22 protein-coding genes and 1 tRNA gene are annotated in these 26,024 nt (G+C 32.6%); 14 read left to right on the top strand and 9 right to left on the bottom strand.

Annotated elements, in window-relative coordinates; genetic code table 11:
* Positions 1-47: 47 nt before the first annotated feature.
* Together B4A23_RS01290 and B4A23_RS01285 are read right to left on the bottom strand one after the other, a co-directional pair.
* Entirely contained in the window at positions 48-737 is a 690-nt protein-coding gene (locus B4A23_RS01290; protein WP_291115926.1) for a response regulator transcription factor, read from the bottom strand.
* Entirely contained in the window at positions 727-2,187 is a 1,461-nt protein-coding gene (locus tag B4A23_RS01285) for a sensor histidine kinase (protein WP_291115924.1), read from the bottom strand. Before B4A23_RS01285 ends, B4A23_RS01290 begins: the two co-directional genes overlap by 11 nt.
* A 110-nt stretch (positions 2,188-2,297) precedes the next feature.
* Between B4A23_RS01285 and B4A23_RS01280 the strand changes: the two genes are divergently transcribed.
* The 6 genes from B4A23_RS01280 (at position 2,298) to B4A23_RS16525 (ending at position 10,316) form a co-directional block, all read left to right on the top strand.
* Positions 2,298-4,670: an outer membrane beta-barrel family protein gene (locus B4A23_RS01280; protein WP_291115922.1), complete on the top strand. Its 2,373-nt coding sequence runs from the start codon at positions 2,298-2,300 to the stop codon at positions 4,668-4,670.
* A 259-nt stretch (positions 4,671-4,929) separates the two neighbouring features.
* Entirely contained in the window at positions 4,930-6,924 is a 1,995-nt protein-coding gene (gene mobC, locus B4A23_RS01275) for a conjugal transfer protein MobC (protein ID WP_291115920.1), read from the top strand.
* A 438-nt stretch (positions 6,925-7,362) separates the two neighbouring features.
* Entirely contained in the window at positions 7,363-8,046 is a 684-nt protein-coding gene (locus B4A23_RS01270; protein ID WP_291115918.1) for a Crp/Fnr family transcriptional regulator, read from the top strand.
* Positions 8,047-8,259: 213 nt separating this feature from the next.
* Positions 8,260-9,021, top strand: coding sequence for an SDR family oxidoreductase (locus tag B4A23_RS01265; RefSeq protein ID WP_291115916.1), 762 nt, complete (start codon positions 8,260-8,262; stop codon positions 9,019-9,021).
* A 93-nt stretch (positions 9,022-9,114) separates the two neighbouring features.
* Complete coding sequence (locus B4A23_RS01260) at positions 9,115-9,690, top strand: DUF2652 domain-containing protein (protein WP_291115914.1); 576 nt, start codon at positions 9,115-9,117, stop codon at positions 9,688-9,690.
* Positions 9,691-10,049: 359 nt separating this feature from the next.
* On the top strand, positions 10,050-10,316 hold the full coding sequence (locus B4A23_RS16525; RefSeq protein WP_414647044.1) for an RteC domain-containing protein: 267 nt from the start codon (positions 10,050-10,052) through the stop codon (positions 10,314-10,316).
* A 50-nt stretch (positions 10,317-10,366) separates the two neighbouring features.
* Here B4A23_RS16525 and B4A23_RS01255 read toward each other — a convergent pair whose 3' ends face one another.
* Together B4A23_RS01255 and B4A23_RS01250 are read right to left on the bottom strand one after the other, a co-directional pair.
* Positions 10,367-10,672, bottom strand: a complete 306-nt coding sequence (locus B4A23_RS01255) for a helix-turn-helix domain-containing protein (RefSeq protein ID WP_291115912.1) — start codon at positions 10,670-10,672, stop codon at positions 10,367-10,369.
* Positions 10,673-10,922: 250 nt separating this feature from the next.
* The gene (locus tag B4A23_RS01250) at positions 10,923-11,768 is read right to left on the bottom strand and encodes an RteC domain-containing protein (protein ID WP_291115910.1); all 846 of its coding nucleotides are present in this window, start codon (positions 11,766-11,768) and stop codon (positions 10,923-10,925) included.
* Positions 11,769-12,243: 475 nt separating this feature from the next.
* On the opposite strand from B4A23_RS01250, the gene B4A23_RS01245 reads away from it, so the two are divergent.
* Positions 12,244-12,317: transfer RNA gene (locus B4A23_RS01245), tRNA-Arg, on the top strand.
* A gap of 451 nt (positions 12,318-12,768) precedes the next feature.
* Here B4A23_RS01245 and B4A23_RS01240 read toward each other — a convergent pair.
* On the bottom strand, positions 12,769-13,026 hold the full coding sequence (locus B4A23_RS01240; protein ID WP_291115908.1) for a hypothetical protein: 258 nt from the start codon (positions 13,024-13,026) through the stop codon (positions 12,769-12,771).
* Between the two features lie 101 nt (positions 13,027-13,127).
* On the opposite strand from B4A23_RS01240, the gene B4A23_RS01235 reads away from it, so the two are divergent.
* The 5 genes from B4A23_RS01235 to B4A23_RS01215 all read left to right on the top strand — a co-directional run bounded on the left by B4A23_RS01235 (position 13,128) and on the right by B4A23_RS01215 (position 17,789).
* The gene (locus tag B4A23_RS01235; protein ID WP_291115906.1) at positions 13,128-13,529 is read left to right on the top strand and encodes a hypothetical protein; all 402 of its coding nucleotides are present in this window, start codon (positions 13,128-13,130) and stop codon (positions 13,527-13,529) included.
* 64 nt (positions 13,530-13,593) lie between these two features.
* Positions 13,594-14,328, top strand: coding sequence for a lysophospholipid acyltransferase family protein (locus tag B4A23_RS01230; RefSeq protein WP_291115904.1), 735 nt, complete (start codon positions 13,594-13,596; stop codon positions 14,326-14,328).
* 9 nt (positions 14,329-14,337) lie between these two features.
* A complete protein-coding gene (locus tag B4A23_RS01225) occupies positions 14,338-15,339 on the top strand; it encodes an acyl-ACP desaturase (RefSeq protein ID WP_038333672.1) in 1,002 nt (333 codons plus the stop codon).
* Positions 15,340-15,441: 102 nt separating this feature from the next.
* Positions 15,442-16,779 (top strand): cytochrome ubiquinol oxidase subunit I, encoded by a 1,338-nt coding sequence (locus tag B4A23_RS01220; RefSeq protein ID WP_038333673.1) that lies wholly within the window; start codon positions 15,442-15,444, stop codon positions 16,777-16,779.
* A 2-nt stretch (positions 16,780-16,781) separates the two neighbouring features.
* On the top strand, positions 16,782-17,789 hold the full coding sequence (locus B4A23_RS01215; RefSeq protein WP_286485489.1) for a cytochrome d ubiquinol oxidase subunit II: 1,008 nt from the start codon (positions 16,782-16,784) through the stop codon (positions 17,787-17,789).
* Between the two features lie 414 nt (positions 17,790-18,203).
* On the opposite strand, the gene B4A23_RS01210 is transcribed toward B4A23_RS01215, so the two are convergent.
* A complete protein-coding gene (locus tag B4A23_RS01210) occupies positions 18,204-19,448 on the bottom strand; it encodes a GTP-binding protein (protein ID WP_291115901.1) in 1,245 nt (414 codons plus the stop codon).
* A 266-nt stretch (positions 19,449-19,714) separates the two neighbouring features.
* On the opposite strand from B4A23_RS01210, the gene B4A23_RS01205 reads away from it, so the two are divergent.
* Positions 19,715-20,836, top strand: coding sequence for a metallophosphoesterase (locus B4A23_RS01205; RefSeq protein ID WP_349679931.1), 1,122 nt, complete (start codon positions 19,715-19,717; stop codon positions 20,834-20,836).
* Positions 20,837-20,938: 102 nt separating this feature from the next.
* A complete protein-coding gene (locus B4A23_RS01200) occupies positions 20,939-21,256 on the top strand; it encodes a GNAT family N-acetyltransferase (protein ID WP_125350400.1) in 318 nt (105 codons plus the stop codon).
* Between the two features lie 82 nt (positions 21,257-21,338).
* On the opposite strand, the gene B4A23_RS01195 is transcribed toward B4A23_RS01200, so the two are convergent.
* The 3 genes from B4A23_RS01195 to B4A23_RS01185 all read right to left on the bottom strand — a co-directional run bounded on the left by B4A23_RS01195 (position 21,339) and on the right by B4A23_RS01185 (position 25,989).
* Positions 21,339-22,607: a dicarboxylate/amino acid:cation symporter gene (locus B4A23_RS01195; RefSeq protein WP_286500825.1), complete on the bottom strand. Its 1,269-nt coding sequence runs from the start codon at positions 22,605-22,607 to the stop codon at positions 21,339-21,341.
* A gap of 138 nt (positions 22,608-22,745) precedes the next feature.
* Positions 22,746-25,433, bottom strand: coding sequence for a PD-(D/E)XK nuclease family protein (locus B4A23_RS01190; RefSeq protein ID WP_291115897.1), 2,688 nt, complete (start codon positions 25,431-25,433; stop codon positions 22,746-22,748).
* 67 nt (positions 25,434-25,500) lie between these two features.
* Entirely contained in the window at positions 25,501-25,989 is a 489-nt protein-coding gene (locus B4A23_RS01185) for a hypothetical protein (RefSeq protein ID WP_291115895.1), read from the bottom strand.
* Positions 25,990-26,024 lie beyond the last annotated feature (35 nt).

The raw sequence follows: 26,024 nt of genomic DNA, 5'->3' as shown, positions 1-26,024 counted from the left end.
AGTATAATCTTTGTCTCGCTGAAACTAAATATCTTCAGCCTTAATAATTAAAAGATAAATTTATAACCAGCCCCCCTAATACTCATTAACTGAATACTAGGGTCATCCTTAAGCATTTTTCGTAAATGGGACATAAAAACATCCATACTTCTCGCATTGTAGTAGTTATCATCACCCCAAATTTTAATTAAGGGTACCTGTCTTTCTAGCAGGATATTCCGATGATCAAGAAGAATTTCTAACAATGCTGTTTCTTTATAAGATAACGAATAAGTTTCAATTGGTGTCTTTAGCTGTTGGGTTAATATATTTAGTTCACATCCGCCGAAATGCTTTCGATTTGATGTTAGATTGCTGGATTCTTTAAGCGTGTCAAATCGGGTTAGCAGTTCTTCCATTCTGACTAATAATTCGCCCATATTGAATGGTTTTCTTATATAATCGTTACCACCGCTTTTAAAGCCCTTAATTACATCTTGAGGTAATGATTTAGCGCTAATAAAAATAATTGGGATTTTACTTTCCATACTACGGATATCTTCAGCGAGTGAATATCCATCTTTTAATGGCATCATAATATCGAGTATACAAATGTCAGGAGGATTGGTAATAAAGAGATCCAATGCCTGTTGCCCATTAGCTACTGCGAAAACTTCATATCCGTTATTTCTTAATCCTTCACTGATAATATGTGCCAATGTAGGCTCGTCTTCTGCGTATAAAACTTTATAATTCATTGTATGCTGGTAATTCTATAATAAATTTACTTCCTTTTTCTGACTCACTACGTAGATATATCCTTCCGTCATGCAGTTCAACTATGTTTTTTACATAATCGAGTCCTAGCCCAAAACCTTTAACATTGTGTATGTCACTACTGTTCGGTATCCGGAAATAGCGTTCAAAAATACGTTTATGATATATACTGTCTACACCTGGTCCATTATCTTCAAAAATGATTATAACTTTGTCATCGATATTTTTTATGGATATTGTAATAACCGCATTTGAACCAGAATATTTTAAAGCATTATCCATGAGGTTATAAAATACATTGACCAGATGTATAGGGTCACCGTCTACAAAAGATGGTTCATCCACAGGAACATATACTATAGTTGTTCCCTGAGTATTGCGAAGCCGCATAGAAGAAATTACGCTCTCAAGCCCTTGTTGTACATCATAAAGCTCTTTTCTAAGTTTAACATTGCCATTCTCTAATTCGTCAAGATGGAGAACTTTGTCGATCATAAGCTTTAATCGATGAAGCTCGGATTTACTGATATCAAGGTAATTTTTCAGTTTTGTAGGTTCCCTATAAAGCTGATAACGAGTAACTGCATCAAGTGCAGCCTCTATAACCGATACTGGTGTTTTTAATTCGTGGGTCATATTGCCAGTAAAGTCAATTCTAGCTTGGGTATACATCCTTTGCATCCGTATCATTCGGAAGAGAAAAATAAATGCCAGAGAAGTAACAATCAACATCGAGAAAGAAGATAATAAATAATAACGTAATCGGTAGTAAACCACCGATTTGATTGAAGGCACCACCAACTGATAGCTATGTAGGAAAAAATTGAGATTATAGCTATAAAGTTGACTTTGATAGTCAGCTTTCTTCGCTTTTTCCAAGTCAGCCTTTGATTCTGGCTTGCCGCTGTAATAATTATATAAAATATGGTAAGTTTCCATATTCAGTTGTGCTTTCAAACATTCTGCTTTTACCAGACTATCCATCCGTTGCAGGTCTCTTTTGTCAGAAGCAATTATGGACTCCAAGGTTTCTCCCTCATCAAAGGTACGTTCTATGTTATTTTGTATATGTCCTACTTTGTCGTTTGCAATATTAAAGCCAATTGTAAGAAAAGTACTATCTGATGTGATTTGTGAGCTAAAACTTCCGCTTAAATGACGCTCTTGAAGCCGACTAAAAGACTGCTTGATTTGTAGCCACTCAGGAGAAAGAAAAAAACTTCGGAAGTTTTCACTTTTTTCGTGGCCTTGGGCTACACTCAGATAGTCACTTGTACGCGCAGCATTACTTACTGCCTGATCGAGATCACGCTTTACCTGTATTTGTTCGGCATCAAATAACTGAATGAACCAAACTATTTGTAATGTGATACAGCAAAGCATAGCGAAGGTAGTTAGTAGGTAGGCATATTTTTTTGTAAACCATTTCATAATGCTAATTTAAGTCAAATACATGCTTTTTCGCTCAACCCACTATACAATTTAACCATGTTTAACCTTGCTTAACTGAGTATAACATTAGGCTAAAGTAAGTTTGCAGTATGAAAAAATATATATTATTTCTTGTCCTATCTATTCCTTTAATTGTTAACGCTCAATTTAGAGTAACAGGTAATATTAAAGACAGTGATGGGTATCCAATTGATGCAGCCACTGTTATATTGAAACAAAATAACAAAGAAATTACTTCTGCCTTGGCAGACCAAGGTAATTTTACTCTAAACTACAGTACATCTGGAACCTATACTGTTTACGCTTCGTTTATAGGTTACGAAGAGTCCGAAATTACGGTTCAACTACCTCAAGACAGCATTGTTCTTGTTATGGTTCCAAAGGATGAACAACTTCAGGAGATTCTGATTACTGTTCGCAGACCACTAATTGAACGTAAGATTGACAGGGTTGTTTTCAATGTTGAAAATAGTATCATTGCTTCTGGCGGAAGTGCATGGGATGCTCTTACCAAGGCACCAGGGGTACAGTCTGGATCTGATAATAACCTTACTGCTAACAGAAAGAATGTACAGGTTTATCTAGATGGTAAGGCTCTCAAACTCTCCGGAGATGATCTGTCATCTTATCTTCAGGGATTGCCCTCAGACCTGATAGCAAAAGTGGAGGTTTATACAAATCCACCTGCTAAATTTGAAGCGGATGGAACCTCGGTAATTAACATTCTAACCAAGAAAGCAGATAAACCTGGATTGAATCTTTCATTAAATAGTGGTCTTATCCAAGGAATCTATAGTAGTTACAACAGTAATGGAAATTTTAACTACAGAAAAGATAATCTCAACATTTACGGAAGTTATGGATTTGCACATAGGCATAATTTTCAGGACCATGACAATTATATTAATTATGGTGATTCATTCTGGAATGCCCCGAATCACATTATAAACCGTTCTAAAAACCATAATTACAGATTGGGGGCTGACTATCAGTTGGCAGATAATCAGATTTTAGGATTATTAATAACAGGAAATAATCGTACGGGCAGCAGTTATGCTCACTCGCTAACTCAGGTAACTGGTGAACAAATGGTATTGGATTCTACATTAATAACAGATAATTCTAACAGAAATTCAGGTGCTCAATATGCTTTCAATCTAAATTATAATATCAAATTTAACTCTGGTAAAAAAAGTATTAATCTTGATTTTGATTATTTGCCTTATCAAAGTAATAATGACAGTTGGGTAGATAATATTTCGTTGCTTCCAAATGGCTCACAAACATTTGATCAATTTCATATCTATACACCTAGCTCACAGAAAATAGATATATATTCAGGGAAAGCCGAGATGAGTTATCAATTGTTTGGAAAATGGGAGTCAACCTCTGGTTTAAAATACAGCAATACAAAAAGCTTTAGCAATTTTGATTATTTTAATCGTAATGAATCTTCATTGGAAAATGTTTCTGCTAATTCCAATTATTTTGTTTACAAAGAAAAAACAGTTGCAGCCTATACAAGCACTTCCGGGACATTTGGAAAATGGACTATGAATGCAGGACTTCGCGGTGAATATACTATGATTGATGGGTATTCGATTACACTGAAAACTTTAAATACCAAAAGTTATTTTAAGCTTTTTCCAACGCTTTTCCTTCAATATGAATCCGATGAAGATAACCAGCTACAGTTCAACTATGCCTACCGAATTGAGCGTCCTGAATATAGCCGTTTGAATCCCTCTAAACTCTTCAATTCTCCATTTAATATTTATGTAGGAAATCCAGCTCTTCAGCCATCTTTTACGCACAACTTAGAGCTTAATTATACGTATAGACAAAAATATGGCATTACGGCATATTTCACTAAAACCACTGATATTTTCTCTAATATCAATATACAGGACAATGCAAATAAGATCTATTACGGAACTCATGCAAACTTGGATTTAAGCATGAGTACAGGAATTCGTTTGTCTGCATCCATTCGGGTTTTAAACTGGTGGGATATGGATTTCCTTGCAGACTTGTATAGGCAACAGGATAAGTCAGTCTATCTTTCGAGTAATTATAATTATCATATATATTCCCATAATGCCACATTAAAGCAGTCATTCACTATTGATAAAAAATTAGCACTGAAAGCAGAAATTAGTGCTACTAGTATCGGTCCAAGCATTCAAGGGATTTACCGTCAAAAGCATAATTCTGAAGTCGATGCAGGAGTTAAGGTAAACATCTTAAAAGGAAACGGTACTTTGCGGTTAACTGCAAATGACATTTTCAATACTAACTATTATCTTGTTCGTATTAATTATCTTGACCAGCAGAGTACTTCTTTACATCGAATTGAAAGCCGTAATTTTTCATTAAGCCTCTCGTACAGACTTGGTAAATCCGTGACTGATTCACACAAGCGGATAACCAGTAGCGAGGAGGAGAAAATGCGTACGCAGTGATTATTATAGATGAAGGGGCACGCTCTGTACATCATGCGAAAGAATAGTTTATTATTAATTAATTCGGACTGTTACGAAGAAATGATGAAGATTATAAAGAGCAGGATTTTGTTAATAAGATGAAGAAGAAATGCAAACGTAAAAGAAGTCATCGGTAATATTTAGCCAATTATCGCCACGTACCGCCATTGTCTGCCACATTCTTAAAGATAGACTTAATTGCCATTAAATTCACGCCCGAACATTAAAAATTAAAATAATGCAAGGAGAAGACGATTTAAGAGGTTTAGCCAAAATAATGGCTTTTATGCGTGCAGTAAGTATTCTTTTAGTATTGATGCACCTTTATTGGTTTTGCTACGGTTTTTTTTTAGAATGTGGCTGGACGTTGGGAATCATCAATAAAATATTAGCAAATTTTGATAGGACAGCTGGTCTGTTTGCTCACACACTTTATACCAAGGTATTTGCTTTGCTATTGTTGGCTTTAAGCTGTTTGGGAACAAAGGGTGTAAAGAATGAAAAAATAACATGGTCTAAGATTTATGTGGCTTTGGGAATTGGCATTGTGTTGTTCTTTCTGAACACACCTTTATTAAAGTCATCTCCGGTTATAGGCACATTTTTGTATATTCTTACAATCTCGTTAGGATATATTTCTTTGATGATGGTTGGCCTATGGATGAGTCGATTGCTCCGTACCAACTTGATGAATGATGTTTTCAATAACGAAAATGAGAGTTTTCAGCAGGAAACAAAATTGATGGAAAATGAATATTCAGTTAACTTACCTACCAAGTTTTATTATAAAAATAAATGGAATGAGGGGTGGATAAATGTTGTTAATCCATTTAGGGCAACCATCGTATTAGGAACTCCTGGTTCTGGAAAATCTTATGCAGTTGTGAATAATTATATCAAGCAGCATATTGAGAAGGGATTTAGTATGTATATCTATGATTTCAAGTTTGACGATCTCTCGACAATAGCCTACAACCATTTATTGAAGAATAGGGATAAATACAAAGTTCAACCGAAATTTTATGTAATAAACTTTGATGATCCACGTAAAAGTCATCGTTGTAATCCCCTCAATCCTAATTTTATGACGGATATATCTGATGCTTACGAAGCGGCTTATACTATTATGCTGAACTTGAATCGCAGCTGGATACAAAAGCAGGGAGATTTCTTTGTAGAATCTCCAATTATCTTACTCGCTGCTATAATCTGGTACCTTAAAATTTATGAGAACGGCAAGTATTGCACATTCCCCCATGCTATTGAATTGCTAAACAAGAAATATGCAGACATATTTACCATTTTGACTACATATCCCGATTTAGAAAACTATTTATCGCCTTTTATGGACGCTTGGCAAGGTGGTGCTCAAGATCAATTACAAGGACAGATAGCATCGGCTAAAATTCCACTATCAAGAATGATTAGCCCACAATTGTACTGGGTGATGACAGGTGATGATTTTACACTAGATATTAATAATCCTCAAGATCCGAAGATACTTTGTGTGGGTAACAATCCTGACCGTCAAAATATTTACTCCGCAGCTTTAGGCTTGTACAATTCACGAATTGTAAAATTGATTAATAAAAAGGGACAATTAAAAAGTTCGATTATCATAGATGAGCTACCCACGATTTATTTCAGAGGACTAGATAATCTTATCGCAACTGCGCGAAGCAATAAGGTTGCGGTTTGCTTGGGTTTTCAGGATTATTCTCAATTATTACGTGATTATGGAGATAAAGAAGCTAAGGTAATTCAGAATACTGTTGGTAATATTTTCTCTGGTCAGGTTGTGGGCGAAACGGCAAAAAGCCTATCTGAACGATTCGGCAAAGTATTGCAGAAACGCCAAAGTATGACGATTAACCGCAGCGATAAATCTACCTCAATTTCCACACAATTAGACAGCCTTATTCCAGCTTCCAAAATTTCAACGCTTACACAAGGGATGTTTGTTGGTGCAGTATCGGACAACTTTGATGAACGTATTGAGCAGAAAATCTTCCACGCTGAAATTGTAGTCGAAAATGAAAAGGTGGCTATTGAAACCAAAGCCTACCAAAAGATACCGCACATTTTATCTTTTGTTGATGAAAACGGTGTTGATAATATGAAGCAGGAAATTGAATCGAATTACAAACAGATAAAATTAGATGTTATTCAGATAGTTGAAAGGGAAATGGAACGTATAAAAAATGATCCTGATTTACAACATTTGATGCAATGAGTAAAGAGAAAAAAAATAGATGTTTTAACAAGATTCTATAAAATTTTGGAATGCTATTTATTTAAAATAGTTAATTCCTCTTCAAATTCTATATCTAGTTTTTCTTTTCGAGTCTTAAGTAAAAGGGCTATATATAAAAAATTCTGATACTTTTATTCTAACGAATTTTCATCCTAATAAAAAAAGAGATGGATGTAAACAAATTCAATTTTATAACTGCAAGGATCAAGTTTGTTAAAGAAAAAATGTTCATGTATTATCTGTTTTTGATTGTTTTTTAACCAACTGTATTACAGATGTTTAATGTGGTTTTGTTTATTTGTGAGCATTCTGAGTAATTTCATCTTAAATTTAGGTTTCATTTGAATCTATAACTATGGATTTTGATTAGGTGTTGATGAAATTTTTAGATAAATTTGTGTAACAATTATATAATATATGAAGGCACGCTCTATCTTAAAGAACCAGAATGGTCTTACAAAAACACCTGAATTTAATGAAACTGAATGCCTATCTATCAAAAAGACTATAGAAGAACACACGGACGATGTCTATAATTCATTATACGACTACTTTCGAAATTATACGAAATTTCAACTGACGCAAACCCATCAAGGGTTGATTAGGGCTGCGTTTAAACTCGAAAAGGTCGGTCGTCGTCAATTTATTGTACAAGAGGGGGATATCTGCAAATATATTTGCTATGTTATATCAGGAGCTTTACGGATTTATTCAGTAAACGAACGTGGTCAGGAAGCCGTTGTGGCATTTGCCATTGAAGATAATTGGATATCGGACTGGGAAAGTGTTGTAGCACAAACTTCAAGCCGATACTATATAGATGCAGTAGAAGACTCTGAGATCTTGCGAATATCACCTGTTCAGCTTCATGCTTTGGAGGCTGAAGTTCCCGCTATAGGTGAGTTTCTTCGTCTTGAACAAAGATTAGTAGCTGTTAATACACAAAAAAGAATACATGCTGCTATTAGCATGAATGCTGAAGAAAGATACCATGATCTGTTGGAGCACCATCCTGAATATTTTCAAAAGTTTTCACAAAATATGATCGCTTCTTATTTAGGAATTACACCAGAAACGCTTAGTCGGCTAAGAAAACGCTAAAATTCTTTATACATTTAGTTATTATTGAAACTTTGCAAGTAACCATTTCTTGTTTTTATTTTCAGATAGTCTGTGAAATTATATTATGTAAGATTATCAGTTCTGAAATTATCCAAATTATCTTTTTATTTATGCTTTATTACATTTTTTGATAAAAGTCAAGAAATAGGATTTTACTGCCAACTATCTTTGCTTTAAATAAAATCGTAAAGTATGAAAACAGTATTAATTACCGGAGCAAATAAAGGTATTGGCTTCGAATCAGCACGTCAGTTGTCACAAAAAGGATTTCACGTATTTCTAGGTAGTCGTAACTTAAGTAACGGATTAAAAGCTATAGAAGAATTAAAATCAGAAGGATTAACCAATATTGAAGCTATTCAAATTGATGTGACTAACGAGGATTCGATTAATGCAGCCCGTATGGAAATCGAAAAAAAAGTTGGATCATTAGATGTGCTGATTAATAACGCAGGAATAAGTGGAATTGATCTTGATAGTGAAGGACACATGGTTCCTCAAACTGCTATCGATACTGATATAGCAGTATACCAGAAGGTTTACGACACGAATGTTTACGGCCCCGCAAGAGTTATCAAAGCATTTATTGATCTTCTAAAAAAATCTCCAGAACCGCGGATCGTAAATCTTAGCTCAAGTCAAGGATCTCTTACCTTACACAGTGACCCAAGTTACCTTTATTATGATGTAAAAGGAGTGGTGTATCTTTCTTCAAAAGCTGCATTGAATATGTATACGGTTAACCTTGCTTATGAGCTCCGTGATACGAGTTTTAAGGTTAATGCTGTTAGTCCTGGATTTACAGCAACGGATTTTACAGGTAAGAACGGTGGGTCTGTTGAAGCGGCCGCAGGACGTGTTATTAAATATGCGTTGATTGGGCAAGATGGTCCAACTGGAAAATTTTTCTGTGAAGAAACAAACCCAACTGGAGCAGGCGAAATTCCATGGTAAAAGTAAAATAAGATGCTGAGATAATTTGTCAGCATCTTGTTATTATAGCAAGAATATTTGTAATAAATTCAGTAGGTTTTTAAAGGTATATTTATGTTTGAAGATAAAAAAGGTTTAGTATTCATAGTGGATATCAGTGGATATTCGCAGTTCATTAGAGAATTAAGTCCAAATGTGGGCATTTCGGTTATTCGTCATTTACTACAAGGAATAATTGAAAGTAATTTTCTTTCTTTTAAAATATCAGAAATAGAAGGAGATGCTATTCTTTTTTATTATTTAGGTGTACCTCCTTCAGTAAAAAATGTTTTAAAACAGTTTGATCAAATGCGCACTTCTTTTAAAAAGATATTAAGTCGTTACTATTCAGATGTTGCTAATATTAAACTCCTTGATTTGAAAGCTATAGCACACTATGGTACATTAATAGAGTTTAAAATAAATCGCTTTTGTAAGCTATTTGGAAATACCTTGATAGATGCACATAGATTATTAAAAAATAGTGTGCCTTCTGATGCCTACGTACTGTTAACGACCGATTATTTAGAGCAGATAGGTAATTATCCTTTAGACTATAATACTGAATTTGGCACATATCAATGTGATATTTATGATGTAGGATCGCTTTGTTACAGGTATTTTTCTTTTAACAATGCAATTTTAAAATAAAATTTCAGTAGTACAAAGTATCATTTCTTTTAATAATTCTAATATTATTTAAAAAGTTTATCAAAAAAATATTTAAAGTAAGACTTGCATTTTTTTAGAAATTTTATTTAAAGTACCATGTCAAATAATCTATTTACCTTATTTCATGAGTAGTATTAGTAATGGTTTGAGTTGTAATTTGGAATGTGAATATTAGAGTAATTTTAACTTACTTTCCAGTAAATTGTGTACCTCATATATGAATAAAGATCGGGAATAAATTTTGTTCAGTATTCCTTTTCTTTTATTTCTGTGCTATAGAATTAAAGTGTTAATCAAACAAAATCATGGGGACATAGATTTAAAACTCTAATGTTAGGATGAAAGAATTTTATAATAATTTACATTTAAAACTTGAAACAGAAATAGACCAATTGGAATTATCAGTTAATTGCTCAATAAAAAGTTCAGAATTAATAATACTTCTAATTGTTAAATATCTCGCTGAAGTAAAGGAACATGTTCTAAAAACAGGGTTTAATAGTGTTAATGATGAAATATACTTTTTCAAACATGAAAAACCAAATCTTGTTTCGAAACTTATATATTACAACTCTATTTATAAAATTGAACAGGCGAAAGTATGACGAGCGTATTCTGTTATATCTAAAGTGGTTGTCAGAGGTCATACTTGGCACTAAATGGCTTTTTGTCTGCTTGAGTGTTGGTTAAAACTGTCTCGTATAAACTGATGCACGTCCGATAGTTTATAATAAAGTTTTCCACTAATCGTATAATAGGGGAGTTTCCCAGACGAGCGATATCGCTGCAACGAGCGACTGCTGATTTTTAGCATTTGTAACAAATCTTGATTATCCAATAATTCTTCACCGTCTATGTTGTTACGTTTCTTTTGTAAGTCGTCAATATTGTCGGCAAGTATGTCAAGTCGTCCCATAAGGCGCTCCATCCATGCTAAAAATTCTATTCTGTCAATATTCATAGTACAAGCTTTTAATATTACATCTACAAAATTCCTAAAGGATCAATAGTTTATCCGCCAAGTCTTGCCAATTGGTTTTGATGTTTTTTGCTTTTTTTTATTCCTTGTAAATTGATTGCATAACAGGTGGTTGTATGCAGTTTCTCTGTTTTGTAGATATGATTAGGAAAGGTTTGCCAATTGGCACATATGGGTATAGAAAAAGCAGTACTGGTTTGGTACTGCTTTGATTGTAGAAGCTTCCTTTAAATTAAAGATCCCTATCCATATATTCTTCAAGTGAGGATTTAAGCTGATCTAAAAAAGCAGTTCGTGAGCCAGCTCTTGTTTTCATTCTGTGAAACGCATGGTGGACATCGTTTAATGGAGTTTGAAATACTATTTGAAAAATTAAGGCTAGCTTTTTTATACCTATTTTTCCATGTGATACAGAACATGATGCATAGAGAGCATAAATTAGTTCTATAAGTGCATTTTGTGAATTCGACCAAGCAATATCCTTATTAGCATTTCCACTTATTAATGTAAAGTCTGAATTTCCCTCAGGACTTGTCTTCTCTAGAATGTATTTGTATAATAACTCGTTAGCAATTATATAGGCGGTCTTATTATCATAGTAGGTGGAAAAGCTTAAATCGATTTCGAATACACCACTTTTTAGTCCATCATGATAATTGACTTGACCGAGTCGAAAGTAAATGTTATCCTTATCTTTCCTGCCTGTACGATAATACCTGTAAAAATCTTCTTTACAGATATTTTCTGAATAATCAGATTTAAGATTTTTTAAAAGCTTCTGAAAATAGATCTTATGTAGTTCACCGTTACTCACAGGACAATTGGTTTCAATCCGGAAAACTTTATTATAATAAATAAGTTTACCCAATACCTGTGGTTTGATATTTTTGAAGAAATCAATTTCTTGATCTTCATCATAAAACCCATTTTGCAAAACCATTATTTTTAATGAACCAAGCATCTCATTTAGGAACAAAGTCATTTGGTATGCTTCATCGGCCATTAGCATCGTTTGTGAAGATAACTTTTCTTCTTGTCGATGAATTTTTGATAAGATTTTACTCAATACGATTTCCATAGCATAGCCTTATTTTTAAGTTTTTACTATTTATTTCGGAGTTACAACTACAGTTGTAATCCCAAAATTTGGAATTTCAAATCAAACTATTTCCACATATTGTCCCCCAGTTGGGGGATTTTTATCATTATTATAGTAGAATGATGATAAAAATAATCGCTGTAAAGTGGTTCAAAGCGTGTTTAAATGCGCTTTTTTAGACTTTTAAATTTTATTTCCGAAAATTTCGTGTTGTAAATTGTTGCGGTTCAGTATATTTGAATTTTATTGTTTTTTATTAGCAATAAAAACCTCCAAAATGTATTGCTGATTTGTTTAAGATAGCTATATTTGCATCATCGAATTACAAACTATATGTGAGTAAAACGGTGAGTAGTTCTTGAATAAGAAAGTCAATTTATTGATACATAGACATTTGAGTGATAGGATTCTCGTCCTGCCACCCCGACGAATTTTAGTAATAAAATTTTGGATTGGTCCAGTAGCTCAGCTGGATAGAGCAACTGCCTTCTAAGCAGTAGGTCTCAGGTTCGAATCCTGACTGGATCACAATCTAAAGAAACCCACACTGATTATCAGTGTGGGTTTTTTGTTTATTTCTTTTTTAATACGATCAAATTTTGAACAAAATTGTAAATCACTATTTTCGGTGAGATGCTTATTGTAAAGTTTACTTATTTTTATTTTAAATAAATTGTATGAATCAGCCTACCAAAATAAAAATTTCAAGAATATTTTTAGGATTGACAATTTTCTTCTTTCTATGCTTTATTATTATGTATAATATTGATGGAACTGAGATTGCTAGAAGTCAAAATTTTATGTTCGATTTTATAGCCATTACAGGGTTTGCGTCTTTTATTTTATGTCCACTTTTTTCAATATTATCAATTATTTTTAACTATAAAAACTGGATATTATATCTTGTATTACTTCTAAGTTTTATTCCCTATTTTGGAATTTCAAAACTATTTGAACATGCTAATTTCGGAGGAAGTTTTTAGACTTGTACTAAATTTTCTCTCCCTTTTTCACTCAATTGCTTAAAGTTAATTGCAGGAATAGTTGGATTCAATTCAGATTTAAAATTGGTAACACTAGGCGTTTCAAAAAAATCTAATTCGTACAAACCATCTTCTACAAATTGACAATCATCGGTTAAAATATAGATTTTAGGAAAACTTGGTTTTCGTTCTATTTTTACTTTTTTGATGTTATTCTGATCCGTAAAAACTTCTCCTTTCTTAGTGTTTGCCATTGTTTCTTATTTAGACAACAAATTTCTTAATAATATTGAATATTAAAAAAATCAATCCGTAATATTCAAAATATTTCTACCTTCGTTACAAATAAAACCACGTGAAATATACAATTCTAGCAATACTTTTGTTTCTCTTTTTAGGATTAACAAGTTGTTTACCAACTAAAACAGTTACTGAATCGAAAACTGTGACTCCAGAAATTAGCGATTTGTCGGGTAAATGGAATATAAATGATGGAGGAGATTACATTATTTTTGAAGATGCTACCAAAAAGATGGTGATGAAAACGGCTTGCGGAATAATTACGGCTGATTATACCAAAATAAATCAAGCAATAATTTTTAATCATTTAAAACAAGTGAATTCTGATTGCGAAATTCCTCAAAATTTGATTCAAAATTTGCAAAAAACTGCATATTTTAAAGTAAAATCATCAAATCAAATTACTTTTTATGATGAAGCTCATCAAGAAAAGCTAACTTTGAAATTAATAAAGTAAATCGCCAAGAAAAATATATTATGCTTAGCATAATTTTTTATTAAATTTGTCTAAATTTCTAATGTTGAAGAAAATTTTAAGTTATCCGTTATCTATAATCTTTTATATTTTTTATGGATTAACGTTGTTGGTAATGCATGTTGTGCAATGGTTGTGCTATAATTTAGGAGGTTATGCTGCTCATCATAAAAGTGTAAAAGTGATGAATGGTCTTTTGGTTTTTTGGACAAGAATTTTGGGTACAACGTATATCTATAAAGGACACGAAAATTTGATACAAAATGTACCATTGATTTTTGTGAGTAATCACCAAAGTATGTATGATATTTCTCCGTTGGAATATGATTTGGCTGATTATCACCCAAAGTTTATTTCGAAAATAGAATTAGGTAAAGGAATTCCGAGTGTGTCGTACAATTTAACGCATGGAGGTTCTGCATTAATCGATCGTAAGAACGGAAAACAAGCAATAGAAGAAATAAAAAAATTAGCGCAATACATTCAGAAAAATAATTATTCAGCTATTATTTTTCCTGAAGGTACAAGAAGCAAAAATGGAGTACCAAAGGCTTTCAAAGAAAATGGATTGAAAGTTTTGACGAAATATGCTAAAGACGCTTATGTTGTTCCAGTTACGCTAAATAATACGTGGGAAATAGAAAAGTGGGGTAAATTCCCGATGTATTTGGGCGCGAAAGTAACGATACAATACCATAAACCCTTAAAAGTGAGTGACTATAAGTTTGATGAAATATTCGAGCTTACCGAAAAAACTGTAAAAAGTAGTATAACCGCATAAAATAATTATATGTCAATAAAAAATGTTCGCCTGGAAGTAATGCAATTTCTTGAGAAAGATATTGATGCTTATATGGACAAATTCTTAGTTCCAGCCGATAAAATTTGGCAACCAACAGATTTTTTACCGAATTCTCAAACAGATTCTTTTTTTGACGAAATCAAAGAATTACAAGAGCTTTCGAAAGATTTGCCAGATGATTTCTGGATTACATTGATTGGAGATACCATTACCGAAGAAGCTTTGCCAACCTACGAATCTTGGTTGATGCAAATGGACGGTGTAGTAGATGAAGAAGGAAATTACCTAGAAAATGGTTGGGCAAAATGGATTCGCCATTGGACAGGAGAAGAAAATCGTCACGGTGATGTTTTGAATAAATTTTTGTATTTATCAGGACGTATCAATATGCGCGAGGTTGAAGTAACAACGCAGCATTTGATAAATGACGGATTTGATATTGGAACAGCACACGATCCTTATAAAAACTTTGTTTACACAAGTTTCCAAGAGCTAGCAACTTATGTATCGCATAATAATGTATCAGCAATTGCAAAAAAATACGGAGCGAAAAAATTATCGCGTATGTGTAAAATCATTGCAGGAGATGAAATGCGTCACCATTTAGCTTATACAGAATTCGTTCGTCGTATTTTCGAAGCTGATCCTTCAGAAATGATGTTAGCTGTTCAACATATGTTCAAACTTAAAATTGTAATGCCAGCGCATTTCTTAAGAGCTTCTGGAGAAGAAAGAGGTACTCTATTTGATGCGTTTTCAGATGCAGCGCAACGTATTGGTGTGTACACAGCATTTGATTACATCGATATTATGCGAAAATTAATTGAAGCTTGGCAATTGGATAAAATCTCTGGGTTGAATGCCGAGGCTGAAAAAGCAAGAGATTACATTATGAAATTCCCAGATAGAATGGATAGAATTTCGCAACGTATTGTGATTCCTGAAGATGGACCACAATTCAAATGGTTATTACCAGCTACGTCTAAATAGATTATTATAATCAAAATCATATAAAAAAGAGGCAATTCAAAATAGAATTGCCTCTTTTTATTTAGTAACTTTAACCAACAAACAAATTATAAACAATTACTTATGGACGATTTTATTGCTGCCAGAAGTCAAATGGCGATGTCGCTTGCCTTTCACATTGTTTTTTCGTGTGTTGGAATGGTGATGCCTTTTATGATGGCAATTGCTCACTACAAATACCTCAAAACTAAAAACGAAATTTACAAAGGGTTAACCAAAGCTTGGAGTAAGGGAGTTGCGATTTTATTTGCTACGGGAGCAGTTTCTGGTACAATGCTTTCGTTTGAGTTAGGATTATTGTTTCCTAAATTTATGGAACACGCTGGACCAATTTTCGGAATGCCATTTTCGTTAGAAGGAACAGCTTTTTTTATTGAAGCTATTGCTTTAGGTTTTTTCCTTTATGGTTGGGACAAATTCAATAAATGGTTTCATTGGATTTGTGGTGTAATCGTTGGCGTTAGTGGTTTAGCTTCAGGAATTTTGGTTGTTGCTGCAAATGCTTGGATGAATTCTCCATCTGGTTTCGATTTTGTAAATGGTGAATATCTTAACATAGATCCTGTAAAAGCTATGTTCAACGATGCATGGTTTTCACAAGCGTTGCACATGACAATTGCAGCTTTTTGTGCGACTGGATTTGCGGTTGCGGGTTTACATGCTTATCTTATTTTGAAAGGTAAGAATGTAAATTTTCATCGAGAAGCATTCAAAATTAGTTCTGTTTTAGCAATTACAGCAGCAATGTTAGCACCTTTGAGTGGTGATATTTCAGCGAAAGATGTAGCAAAACGTCAACCGATTAAATTGGCTGCGATGGAAGCGCATTTCAAAACAGAAGAAAGTGCTTCATTTGTTTTGGGTGGAATAGTGGACGAATCGAAAGAAGAAATTAAATACGCAATAAAAGTTCCGGGCGTGTTAAGTTTCTTGGTTCATTCAGATTTCAAAACACCTGTAAAAGGTCTAGAAGAATTTCCGAAAGATGAATGGCCGCCTGTGGCAGTTGTGCACTATGCATTTCAGATTATGATAACATTCGGAATGTTGATGATGGGAATAGCTGTGATTTATTTGATTGCGCAATTTTTTAAGAAAGATTGGCGAACAAAACGCTGGTTTTATAAATTGTTTATGATTGCGACACCTTTTGGATATATCGCTTTAGAAGCAGGTTGGACGGTAACAGAAGTTGGTCGTCAACCGTGGATTATTTACGGAATTATGCGAACGGTAGATTCCATCACGCCAATGCCAGGAATCCAATATTCGTTTTACATTTTCACGTTTGTATTCATCACATTGTCCATTATTTTGGTGTTCTTAATGAATCGACAAATACAAATGGTTGCGAAGCTTTATGATCCAGAAGATCCAAATTATAAACCAGAAAAACATTAAGTATGATTTACGTAGTAATAGCATTTTTGTGGGTTGCCATCTGTTTATATTTAATTTTAGGTGGAGCAGATTTCGGTGCTGGAATTGTCGAATTATTTTCTGAAAAGAGTTACAAAAAACGTACGCAGAAGATTATGTACAATTCGATTGGACCAATTTGGGAAGCAAATCATATGTGGTTAATCATTGCCATTGTGATTTTGTTTGTCGGTTTTCCTAAGGTTTATGCAGATGTTTCTAATTATTTACATATTCCGTTGGTGATTATGTTGTTGGGAATCATAGCGCGTGGAACATCGTTTACGTTCAGAAATTATGATGCAATCAACGATAAATGGCACAATTTGTATGATGTCATTTTTACTTATTCAAGTGTTGTAACACCTTTGTTTTTGGGTATAATAGCAGGATCTATCGTTTCGGGAAGTATTGATGACAATGCACTTTCCTTTCAAGATGCGTATCTATTTTCGTGGTTAAGTTGGTTTAATTTTTCGGTCGGAATTTTCACTGTTGTGATTTGTGCTTTCTTGGCTTCGGTTTATTCCATTCAAACTGTTAAAAACGAAGAAGATAAAGTGATTTTGAGAAAACGTGCTAAGATTTATACAGCTTTAATTTTTGTTGCTGGAGCATTGGTATTTGCTGTTTCACTTTGGAAAAACATTCCATTATTTAGTTGGATAACATCAGAAATTTACGGTTATATCGCAATCGCAATTGCTTCAATCTCGATTGTATTATTACTTTCTGCCTTAAATAAAGCGAAAGATTCTCTTTTGAAGGTTTATGCAGGAATAATTGTGATGATGATTTTGTTTGCAGCATCTTATTCACACTTTCCAAATTTAGTATTATTCAAAGATGGTTCAACATTATCTTTATTGAAAGATTATGGTGCAATGAGCACAATAAATATGTTAGCTTGGGCATTATTACTCGGTTCGATATTTATTTTACCATTTCTATTTTACTTGATTTATTCGTTCAATCAGAAGCAAAAAATATAAATATCCGTTCCAAATATTATTACAAACAGACTTGTTTGTAATGTTTGTCAAGAAGATTTTATTACAAACATACTTGTTTATAATGTCTGTCAAGAGGATTTTATTACAAACATACTTGTTTATAATGTTCGTCAAGAAGATTTTATTACAAACATACTTGTTTGTAATGTTTGTCAAGAAGATTTTATTACAAACATACTTGTTTGTAATGTCTGTCAAGAAGATTTTATTATAAACGCACTTATTTGTAATCAACTGAGTCCTCGGGAAAGGATAAACATAGCTGTTTGTAATTAACCGAGCCTTAGAAAAGAACAAGTGAATTTGATAAATGAAATAAATCTATTTAAATTTTTAGAACAAGGATGATAAGAAAAAGAGCCTTACTTCAAATCGAAATAAGGCTCTTTTATTTTAATTATGTTTTGCTTGCCATTCTGCAATTTCTTGCTCATTTAGCAAACAAGAATTTAATTCTTGTGTAACTTTTTCTTTATCCAAACCTTGTCCAATAAAAACAAGTTCTATCATTCGATCTCCCCATTCTTTCGACCATTTTGCATCAATCGTTTTTTGATTAAATTGATACGCTGCAAACTGAATTCTTTCGTCATATGGCATCGAGCACCACCAAGCCCCCGCAGGATCAATTCGGATACTACCACCAGCTTGACTCAAGAATATAGCTTCATCAGGACGATTTGCTAACCAAAATAAACCTTTCGAACGGTAAATAGTTGCAGGGAAATTATCATTCAAATACGTTAAAAAACGTTCTGCATGAAATGGAATTTTTTGTCTGTAAACAAAAGAAGTCATTCCATATTTTTCTTCCAAATGATCGTGGTGTTCGTGCGTACAATGTTCACCACATTCGTGATCATGGTCGTGATGATGATGGTGATGTTCCTCTTTTTCTTGCTCTTCTAATAATTTTACCCAAGCATCCATATCCTGAATTTTCTCAAAATCAAATAAATTGGTATTCAAAATTTCAGTTAATTCAACGTGAGAAAAACTTGCAGGAATTATTTTAGCAGAAGGATTTAATTTAGTCACAAACGCTTCAATATTCATCAACGTTTCTTCTTCAACCAAATCCATTTTATTTAGGATAATCACATTCGAAAATTCAATTTGATCGATTAGAAGATTCACTATCGGACGATTATCGTCTCTATTTTCTGTAAAACCACGATCAAAAACATCTTCATCAGTTCCCAAATTTTTGAAGAAATTATAAGCGTCAACTACTGTTACCAACGTATCTAGACGCGCAACTTTTGGCAAATCAATTTTACCATCTGGCGAAACAAAATCCAACGATTGCGCAATAGGACCTGGATCAGAAATACCAGAACTTTCGATAACCAAATAATCATATTTCCCTGATTGAGCTAACTTCTCGATTTCTACAATCAAATCTTCTCGTAATTCACAACAAACACAACCATTACTCAATTCAACCAATTTTTCATCCGTTTGAATTAAATCATTTTCGCGAGAAACCATTTGATAATCAATGTTTACTGCGCCCATATCGTTCACGATAACTGCTACTTTTAGTCCTTTTTTGTTGTGTAATATATGATTAAGAAGTGTCGTTTTTCCGCTTCCAAGAAATCCAGAAAGTACCGTTACAGGTAGTCTATTTTTCATAATTTATGCTTAAAAATATGCTACAAAGTTACGTTTTTATCACGCAAATTTTTGTGCAGAATCATTTATAAATTTTATAATGTTCTGTTAAGAATTTAATAATGAATCACTGTTAAAAAGATTTCTTTTATTTTTGTTCAAAATCAAATAAAATAATGTTTGTTTATAGTGTTATCACGTCAATAATTATTTCAATAATACTTGAAATTTACCTGTATTTTAACTTTAAAAAATTCATTCAAAACAACTATATTCTTTTCGGGAATATGCTTTTGTGGTTACTTGTTTTGGGTAATTTTGGATATAATCTAATCTTTTTTGATCGTAATGTCGGTCAAACACAAACGACAATGTGGGCAACAGGTTTGTTTATGTTGTTTGGTTTTCCTCGAATTATTTTGGTTCTATTTTTCTTGATTCAAGATATTTTTAGAGGATTTGGTTGGCTATTTAATCGTACTACAAATCATTCAACAAAAGAAGATTCTTATTTACCTTCTCGCCGAAAATTCGTAATGATTTCTGGATTAACAGTAGCTTCAATACCTTTTTTTAGTTTGATTTATGGGATGACTTTAGGAAAATATAATTTCAAAGTAATCAAGAAAAAATTGGCGTATCAACGTTTACCAAAATCGTTTGATGGTTTCAAAATCTTACACATTACAGATATTCATTCGGGAAGTTTGGATAATCGTGAAAAGATAGAATATGCAGTCGATTTAATCAATCAACAAGAGTTTGATATATTGTTATTTACGGGAGATATTGTGAATAATTTTCATTGGGAAATGGATAAATGGTACGATGTTTTTTCGAAAATAAAACAAGCGCCACACGGAAATTTTGCAGTGTTAGGAAATCATGATTATGGTGAATATTCGGATTGGAAAACGGAGGAAGAAAAACAAGATAATTTCGAGAAAATCAAAGCGATTTTCCCTAAGATTGGAATGAAATTATTATTGAATGAAAACCGATTTATTACAAAGAATGGTGAAAAAATTGCGTTAATTGGCGTTCAGAATTGGGGAACACGATTTAAGAAATTAGGAGATATTGACGCAGCTTCGAATTATGTAAATACAGAAGATTTTAAGATTGTTATGTCACATGATCCTTCACATTGGAATGAAATTTTGAAGAATCATCCCAAACATTTTGACTTGACTTTGTCTGGACATACGCATGGAATGCAGTTGGGAATTGAAGTTCCGAAAATTGGTTTGCGTTGGAGTCCTGCACAATATGTGTATCCGCAATGGGCAGGATTTTATGATTTTGAAGGAAAGATCATCAATGTGAATAGAGGTTTTGGTTATCATTTTTATCCTGGAAGAGTTGGGATTTGGCCAGAAATCACGTTAATAGAATTGAAATCAGTATAAAATAGTAGGAAAAAGCAATCAAAATTTTTGGTTGCTTTTTTGATGTATATCAATTCTGAAAACAGATTTTTATCGGATTATTGTCATAAAAAAAGAAATAAGATGAATGAAGAATTAATTCCTTTACTGGTTGTAAAAAATGAATCAACTTCGCGCTTTGAATTGAACGTTGACGGATATATCGCTTTTATAGATTATAAACAAGAAGATGATATCATCAAATTGATTCATACCGAAGTTCCTGAAGAATTAGGAGGAAGAGGCGTTGCGGCTGCTTTGGTAGAAAAAACATTGGTTTATTTGGAGGAACATAAAAATCCTTTGTTTCCGTATTGTCCTTATGTGTATGCCTACATCAAAAAGCATCCGGAATGGAAACGAATTGTTCATCCTAAATTTCCGAAATATAACGAATTGTAATCGGTTAACGAATGATATTATAACAAGAAATGCGACCCGATAAAGGTCGCATTTCTTGTTATATTTTTGAAAAGCAATTTATTTAAGCTTTGTGATGATCATCATCGTGTGTATATGTTTGCTCTATTGCTACGTGTCCTTCCCATTTATCAACTGCAACAGTCGATAAAGCATTTCCAAGAACATTCGTCATCGAACGAGCCATATCACAGAAATGGTCGATAGGTAAAATCAATGCGATTCCTTCTGGTGGAATTCCAAACATCGAACAAGTTGCAACCACTACAATTAATGAAGCTCTTGGTACACCTGCAACACCTTTTGAAGTAAGCATTAAGACTAATAACATCAAAATTTGTTTCTCGATTGGCATGTGAATTCCATAAACTTGCGCGATAAATAGCGATGCGAACGTCATGTACATCATTGATCCATCTAAATTGAAGGAGTATCCAAGCGGTAAAGTAAACGAAATAATTTTCTTTTGAGCTCCAAATTTTTCTAATTCTTCAACTAATTTTGGGAATACAGCTTCTGATGAAGTTGTAGAGAAAGCGATTAGTAAAGGTGCTTTGATGTGTCTTAATAAGTCGATTACTCGTTTTCCTAAGATGAAATACCCAACCAATATTAAAACAGCCCAAAGAAGTAAAATACCAATTACAAAGGCGATTAAATATTTAACATAAAGTAAGAATATACCGAATCCGTACGTTGCAATAGCAGCAGAAATAGTTCCTAAAACTCCTAATGGCGCAGTCCACATTATATATCCAACCATGATTAAGACGATATGCGAAATTTTGTCTAACGCTTTCGTAATCATTTCTCCTTCTTTTCCGTAAGCTGCCATCGCGACACCAAAGAAAATAGAGAAAACAACGATTTGTAAGATTTCATTTGTTGCAAATGATTCAAAAACAGATTTAGGAATCATGTGTGTAATGAAATGCTCTAATGTAAGCGAAGCTTGACCTTTTAATAAATCTTGAGCAGAACTTGAATCGATCTCAATATTCAATCCTTCTCCAGGTTTCATTACATTGATAACAATAGCACCAATCACCAAAGAAGTAAGAGAAGCTGTGATAAACCACCCCATTGCACGTCCACCAACGCGTCCAACCATTTTCATATCACCCATTTTAGCAATACCAACTACTAAAGTTGAGAAAACTAAAGGCGCAATAATCATCTGAATAAGACGAATAAAAACAGTACCAAGAAGTTTTATGTTAGTCGAAAATGTTTTAATAAATTCTGGCGAGGTATTATAATGTACATATCCTCCAAGCGCAACCCCGATAAGAAGGGCAATAATAATAGCTATAAAAAGTTTATTGTTTTTCATTATGCGATTTTAAACTTTTCCAAAACTACTATTTTTTAGCAAATTATTAAGAATATAAATTGATTTATACACCAAATTAAATATAAAACCCTTTGTATGTAGTGTTTAAAAAGGGTTTTCTTTATAGTGTATTGAGTACTATTCTGGTTGTTTGAACGGAATTTCTTGATTTAAAATCTCTTCGATTAATGTTGACATAGGTGCTGTAGAATTTTCGACAATCGAATAATCAATAGTTGTGTTTTTATCAACCGAAAGTTTAATTAATTCTTTATTTGGAAATTTGATTGGATAAATACACAATTCAATGTCTTTATTTAGATTTTCTTTGTCTGCATAAAATAAATGTGCGTAGAAAATTAATTGCAATTGTTTCGCTTTATCTTCTTTTTGGTAAACGGTTTCTATTTCTTCGGTTTTCACCGAAATATCTTTCGCATAACCAGTTTTGTAATCAATAATTCGGATTTGATTATTGACAGAATCAATTCGGTCAATTACCCCTTTCAGTTTTACAATTTTGCCATTTGTAAGTGCAAAATCAACTTCGTGCTTGCTTTCCAAAGCTCGAATTACAAATTCATTTTCCTTTGCTGTAGTTGTATCTTTAGACAAAACGCCATCTACAATTCGTTCTGCAATTTTATAAATCAAATAATTTGGACCTTTATCCAAATGTCCATCTTTATATTCTTTGCTAAAATGTTCTTGTAAGGTTTTATCTTTTATTTTTTCGATATTTTTGAAATCATTTTCATGCAAAATATGCCCAATATAAGGCGTGTACAAATCCTCCAAAGCGCCGTGTACAATGTTTCCTAACGTTCTTGCACTTACAATTTCTTCGGCTTCTTCGACTTCATTTACATTAAAAACACGTTGCTCATAAAAATCTAACGGATTGCGTAAATAGGTAGAAAGTGAAGAAGGTGAAATTCCATATTCAGCCCAATTTTGAAGCTTAACCATTGTTTCGTCAGTTTTTGGAACAATGATTTCTTTCAAAGGTTTTGTGACAAAACTTGGTGCAGCAAAAGTTTCTTTCACTTCGTGATTACTTTCAAATTTGATTTGAGCTAAAAAGCGAGATTTTTCTCCAGAGCCCATTCCGTCAGCTTCGGTATCATACACGAAATAAGCATTTTTCGCACGCTGAATCAAACGATAAAAGTGATAAGCATAAATAGAATCATTTTCTGTAAAAGTATTCAATTTCATTTGTTTACGAATATCGTACGGAATAAATGTATTGTTTTGTCGTCCCAAAGGTAAAATTTCATCATTCACAGAAGTCATGATAATATTATCGAAATTCAATAAACGAGTTTCCAATAATCCCATCAATTGTAAACCTTTCAAAGGTTCTCCAATAAAGGAAATTGTCTCAGAAGAAACGATTTTATTGTATAATAAAAACAAGGTTCTATAATCTTTGATATCATCAACACTCAACAAATTTTCGTGCAATTGATTGAAAACTTTTTTGAAAAAAAATAAATATTCTTTCATCAACAAATCGTTCATCGAAGGATGATGCAATAAATCGTCTGTCCAATTTTTTAGATGATGAATAAATTCAGTGATACTTTTCGGAATATGAAAAATAGATTTAAAGATTGATTCTCCTAACGAATTCTGAATCGAATTTTGAGAATTAAATATTCTATTTTGTAATCGAATATCTCCAATTAATTTTCGACTTTCTTCTGTGCTAAAAAGAGATAATGTTTTATTTTCAAGAATTTGTAAGACATTTTTGAAATAAAACATGGTCCCTTTTCCTAACTTCTCCCGATTCATTTGCAACTCAAAAATTGATTTGAAAAACTGCGCTAATGGAACCGAACGCAAGGGAATTCCCATCGAAATATTAAGGTGCGTGATATTTTCGGGCAATGAATTAATAATTGAAGGTAAAATAGATTCATCAGCCAAAATCAAAGCCGTATTTTTTATTTCATCTTCGTTGAGATTTCTAATTAAATCTGCAATATATTTTGCTTGTCCAACTTGCTTTGCAACACCAATTGTTTGCAATTTTTTTGGCTTCGAAAATTCATCAACCACCCAATTTATCGGTTTTATTTTCTCTTTATATTTTCGAAGAAAAGAACCCGCTTCTTGATTAGGATTTTCGTAATAATATTTATCCGCATCAAAATATAAAGTGGCTAGATTCTCTTTTTCTAAACGAAAAATAAGCGCTTGTTCTGCTTTTGTTAAGGCATTAAATCCAGCAAAAACATAATGTGAAGTTCTATTTTCAACAATTTCTTCAACTTTTTCGCTCGCAATTCTGAAAACCATTCCAGCATAACCTTCTTTTGAATCCAACAGATCTTGTTGCAATTGAAAATATAATTTCGAAACAATTCCCCAAAAAGTTAAGTGATTTTGAATGATTTCATTTTTTCCAATCTCAATTTTTCCATCTCCCCATTGACTAATTCGTTCCACTGAAACCAAATAGTCTAAAACTTTATGCGCAGGTTGCAAAGAAGCATCGATATCATCGAAATCTTTCAAAACAGTTGGTCCCCATTTGATAAAATCTTCGAAAGAATCAGGTTTGTCAACGATTTTTTTATAAGCTTGATACGCTTTGAACCATAGATTAATTCCAGAAATAATTTCTAAACCAGAAAGTTCGCTCATTAATTCTTCGATACTTTTCATTTGTGGAAGAATGATATTTTGCGCTTGACGCTGAAATTCTTGTTTGAAGAATAACATCGGACGTTTTCCTGGTAAAACTAAAGTGGTGTTGATAAAGTTTTTTTGATTTTGGACTAAATCTTTTACAACATTTTCTATGAATTGAGCCATTTTGAAATTTTCTTTCGTTGAGTTGTTGTAAAAGTAAGGATTTTGAGAGACAATTTGTGGCGTTGAATTATTTTACTTCTTGAACTTTTTCTTGAAATAATTTTTCAAAAGTTTCAGTGATTTTATCCTCAGACATTTTTGTAGCAATAAAATATAATATGAATCCAAAAAATAACATCGGAATAGAAATTAAAGGTAAAAAATTATGAATTCCATTTATTATAATTTGAAAAAGTGAGATTATAAAAAATAAAGCCACAATACTTATCCAAACAATGAAAAATATTGAAACAAAAGAGTTTAATTCTAAATTGTAAACAATAATGGTTTTGTTGTCGTTGGTATTGAAATGACCAATAATTTGAGGATTAAAACTATTTCGTCCGCTAATCGTTTTCATCAGATTGAAATGATCTTTATAGACTATTCCTTCGAATTCATATTTACTTTTAGAAAAACGAATTCTTTTTTCTTCTGTATTATCATTTAGTATTTTAAAAACTTCTTGTTCAGAAAGATTTGTCGTTATTTGATATGTTTTATTTTTGAAAAGCATAAGTTAAATATATAAAAAAGCGACTAAATATTTTT

Source organism: Empedobacter sp. UBA7248 (genome assembly GCF_002472945.1).
Classification (GTDB): Bacteria; Bacteroidota; Bacteroidia; order Flavobacteriales; family Weeksellaceae; genus Empedobacter; species Empedobacter falsenii_C.
The sequence above is the reverse complement of the archived record's forward strand: the minus strand, read 5'-3'. Positions and strand labels throughout refer to the sequence as shown.

Bases quoted from the DNA above. Each gene is read 5' to 3' on its own strand.
- B4A23_RS01190 (WP_291115897.1), bottom strand. From the start codon at position 25,433: ATGGCTCAATTCATAGAAAATGTTGTAAAAGATTTAGTCCAAAATCAA.
- B4A23_RS01225 (WP_038333672.1), top strand. From the start codon at position 14,338: ATGTCAATAAAAAATGTTCGCCTGGAAGTAATGCAATTTCTTGAGAAA.
- B4A23_RS01200 (WP_125350400.1), top strand. From the start codon at position 20,939: ATGAATGAAGAATTAATTCCTTTACTGGTTGTAAAAAATGAATCAACT.
- B4A23_RS01255 (WP_291115912.1), bottom strand. From the start codon at position 10,672: ATGAATATTGACAGAATAGAATTTTTAGCATGGATGGAGCGCCTTATG.
- B4A23_RS01195 (WP_286500825.1), bottom strand. From the start codon at position 22,607: ATGAAAAACAATAAACTTTTTATAGCTATTATTATTGCCCTTCTTATC.
- B4A23_RS01285 (WP_291115924.1), bottom strand. From the start codon at position 2,187: ATGAAATGGTTTACAAAAAAATATGCCTACCTACTAACTACCTTCGCT.
- B4A23_RS01250 (WP_291115910.1), bottom strand. From the start codon at position 11,768: ATGGAAATCGTATTGAGTAAAATCTTATCAAAAATTCATCGACAAGAA.
- B4A23_RS01210 (WP_291115901.1), bottom strand. From the start codon at position 19,448: ATGAAAAATAGACTACCTGTAACGGTACTTTCTGGATTTCTTGGAAGC.
- B4A23_RS01220 (WP_038333673.1), top strand. From the start codon at position 15,442: ATGGACGATTTTATTGCTGCCAGAAGTCAAATGGCGATGTCGCTTGCC.
- B4A23_RS01260 (WP_291115914.1), top strand. From the start codon at position 9,115: ATGTTTGAAGATAAAAAAGGTTTAGTATTCATAGTGGATATCAGTGGA.
- mobC (WP_291115920.1), top strand. From the start codon at position 4,930: ATGCAAGGAGAAGACGATTTAAGAGGTTTAGCCAAAATAATGGCTTTT.
- B4A23_RS01265 (WP_291115916.1), top strand. From the start codon at position 8,260: ATGAAAACAGTATTAATTACCGGAGCAAATAAAGGTATTGGCTTCGAA.
- B4A23_RS01205 (WP_349679931.1), top strand. From the start codon at position 19,715: ATGCTTTTGTGGTTACTTGTTTTGGGTAATTTTGGATATAATCTAATC.
- B4A23_RS16525 (WP_414647044.1), top strand. From the start codon at position 10,050: ATGAAAGAATTTTATAATAATTTACATTTAAAACTTGAAACAGAAATA.
- B4A23_RS01270 (WP_291115918.1), top strand. From the start codon at position 7,363: ATGAAGGCACGCTCTATCTTAAAGAACCAGAATGGTCTTACAAAAACA.
- B4A23_RS01290 (WP_291115926.1), bottom strand. From the start codon at position 737: ATGAATTATAAAGTTTTATACGCAGAAGACGAGCCTACATTGGCACAT.
- B4A23_RS01185 (WP_291115895.1), bottom strand. From the start codon at position 25,989: ATGCTTTTCAAAAATAAAACATATCAAATAACGACAAATCTTTCTGAA.
- B4A23_RS01215 (WP_286485489.1), top strand. From the start codon at position 16,782: ATGATTTACGTAGTAATAGCATTTTTGTGGGTTGCCATCTGTTTATAT.
- B4A23_RS01240 (WP_291115908.1), bottom strand. From the start codon at position 13,026: ATGGCAAACACTAAGAAAGGAGAAGTTTTTACGGATCAGAATAACATC.
- B4A23_RS01280 (WP_291115922.1), top strand. From the start codon at position 2,298: ATGAAAAAATATATATTATTTCTTGTCCTATCTATTCCTTTAATTGTT.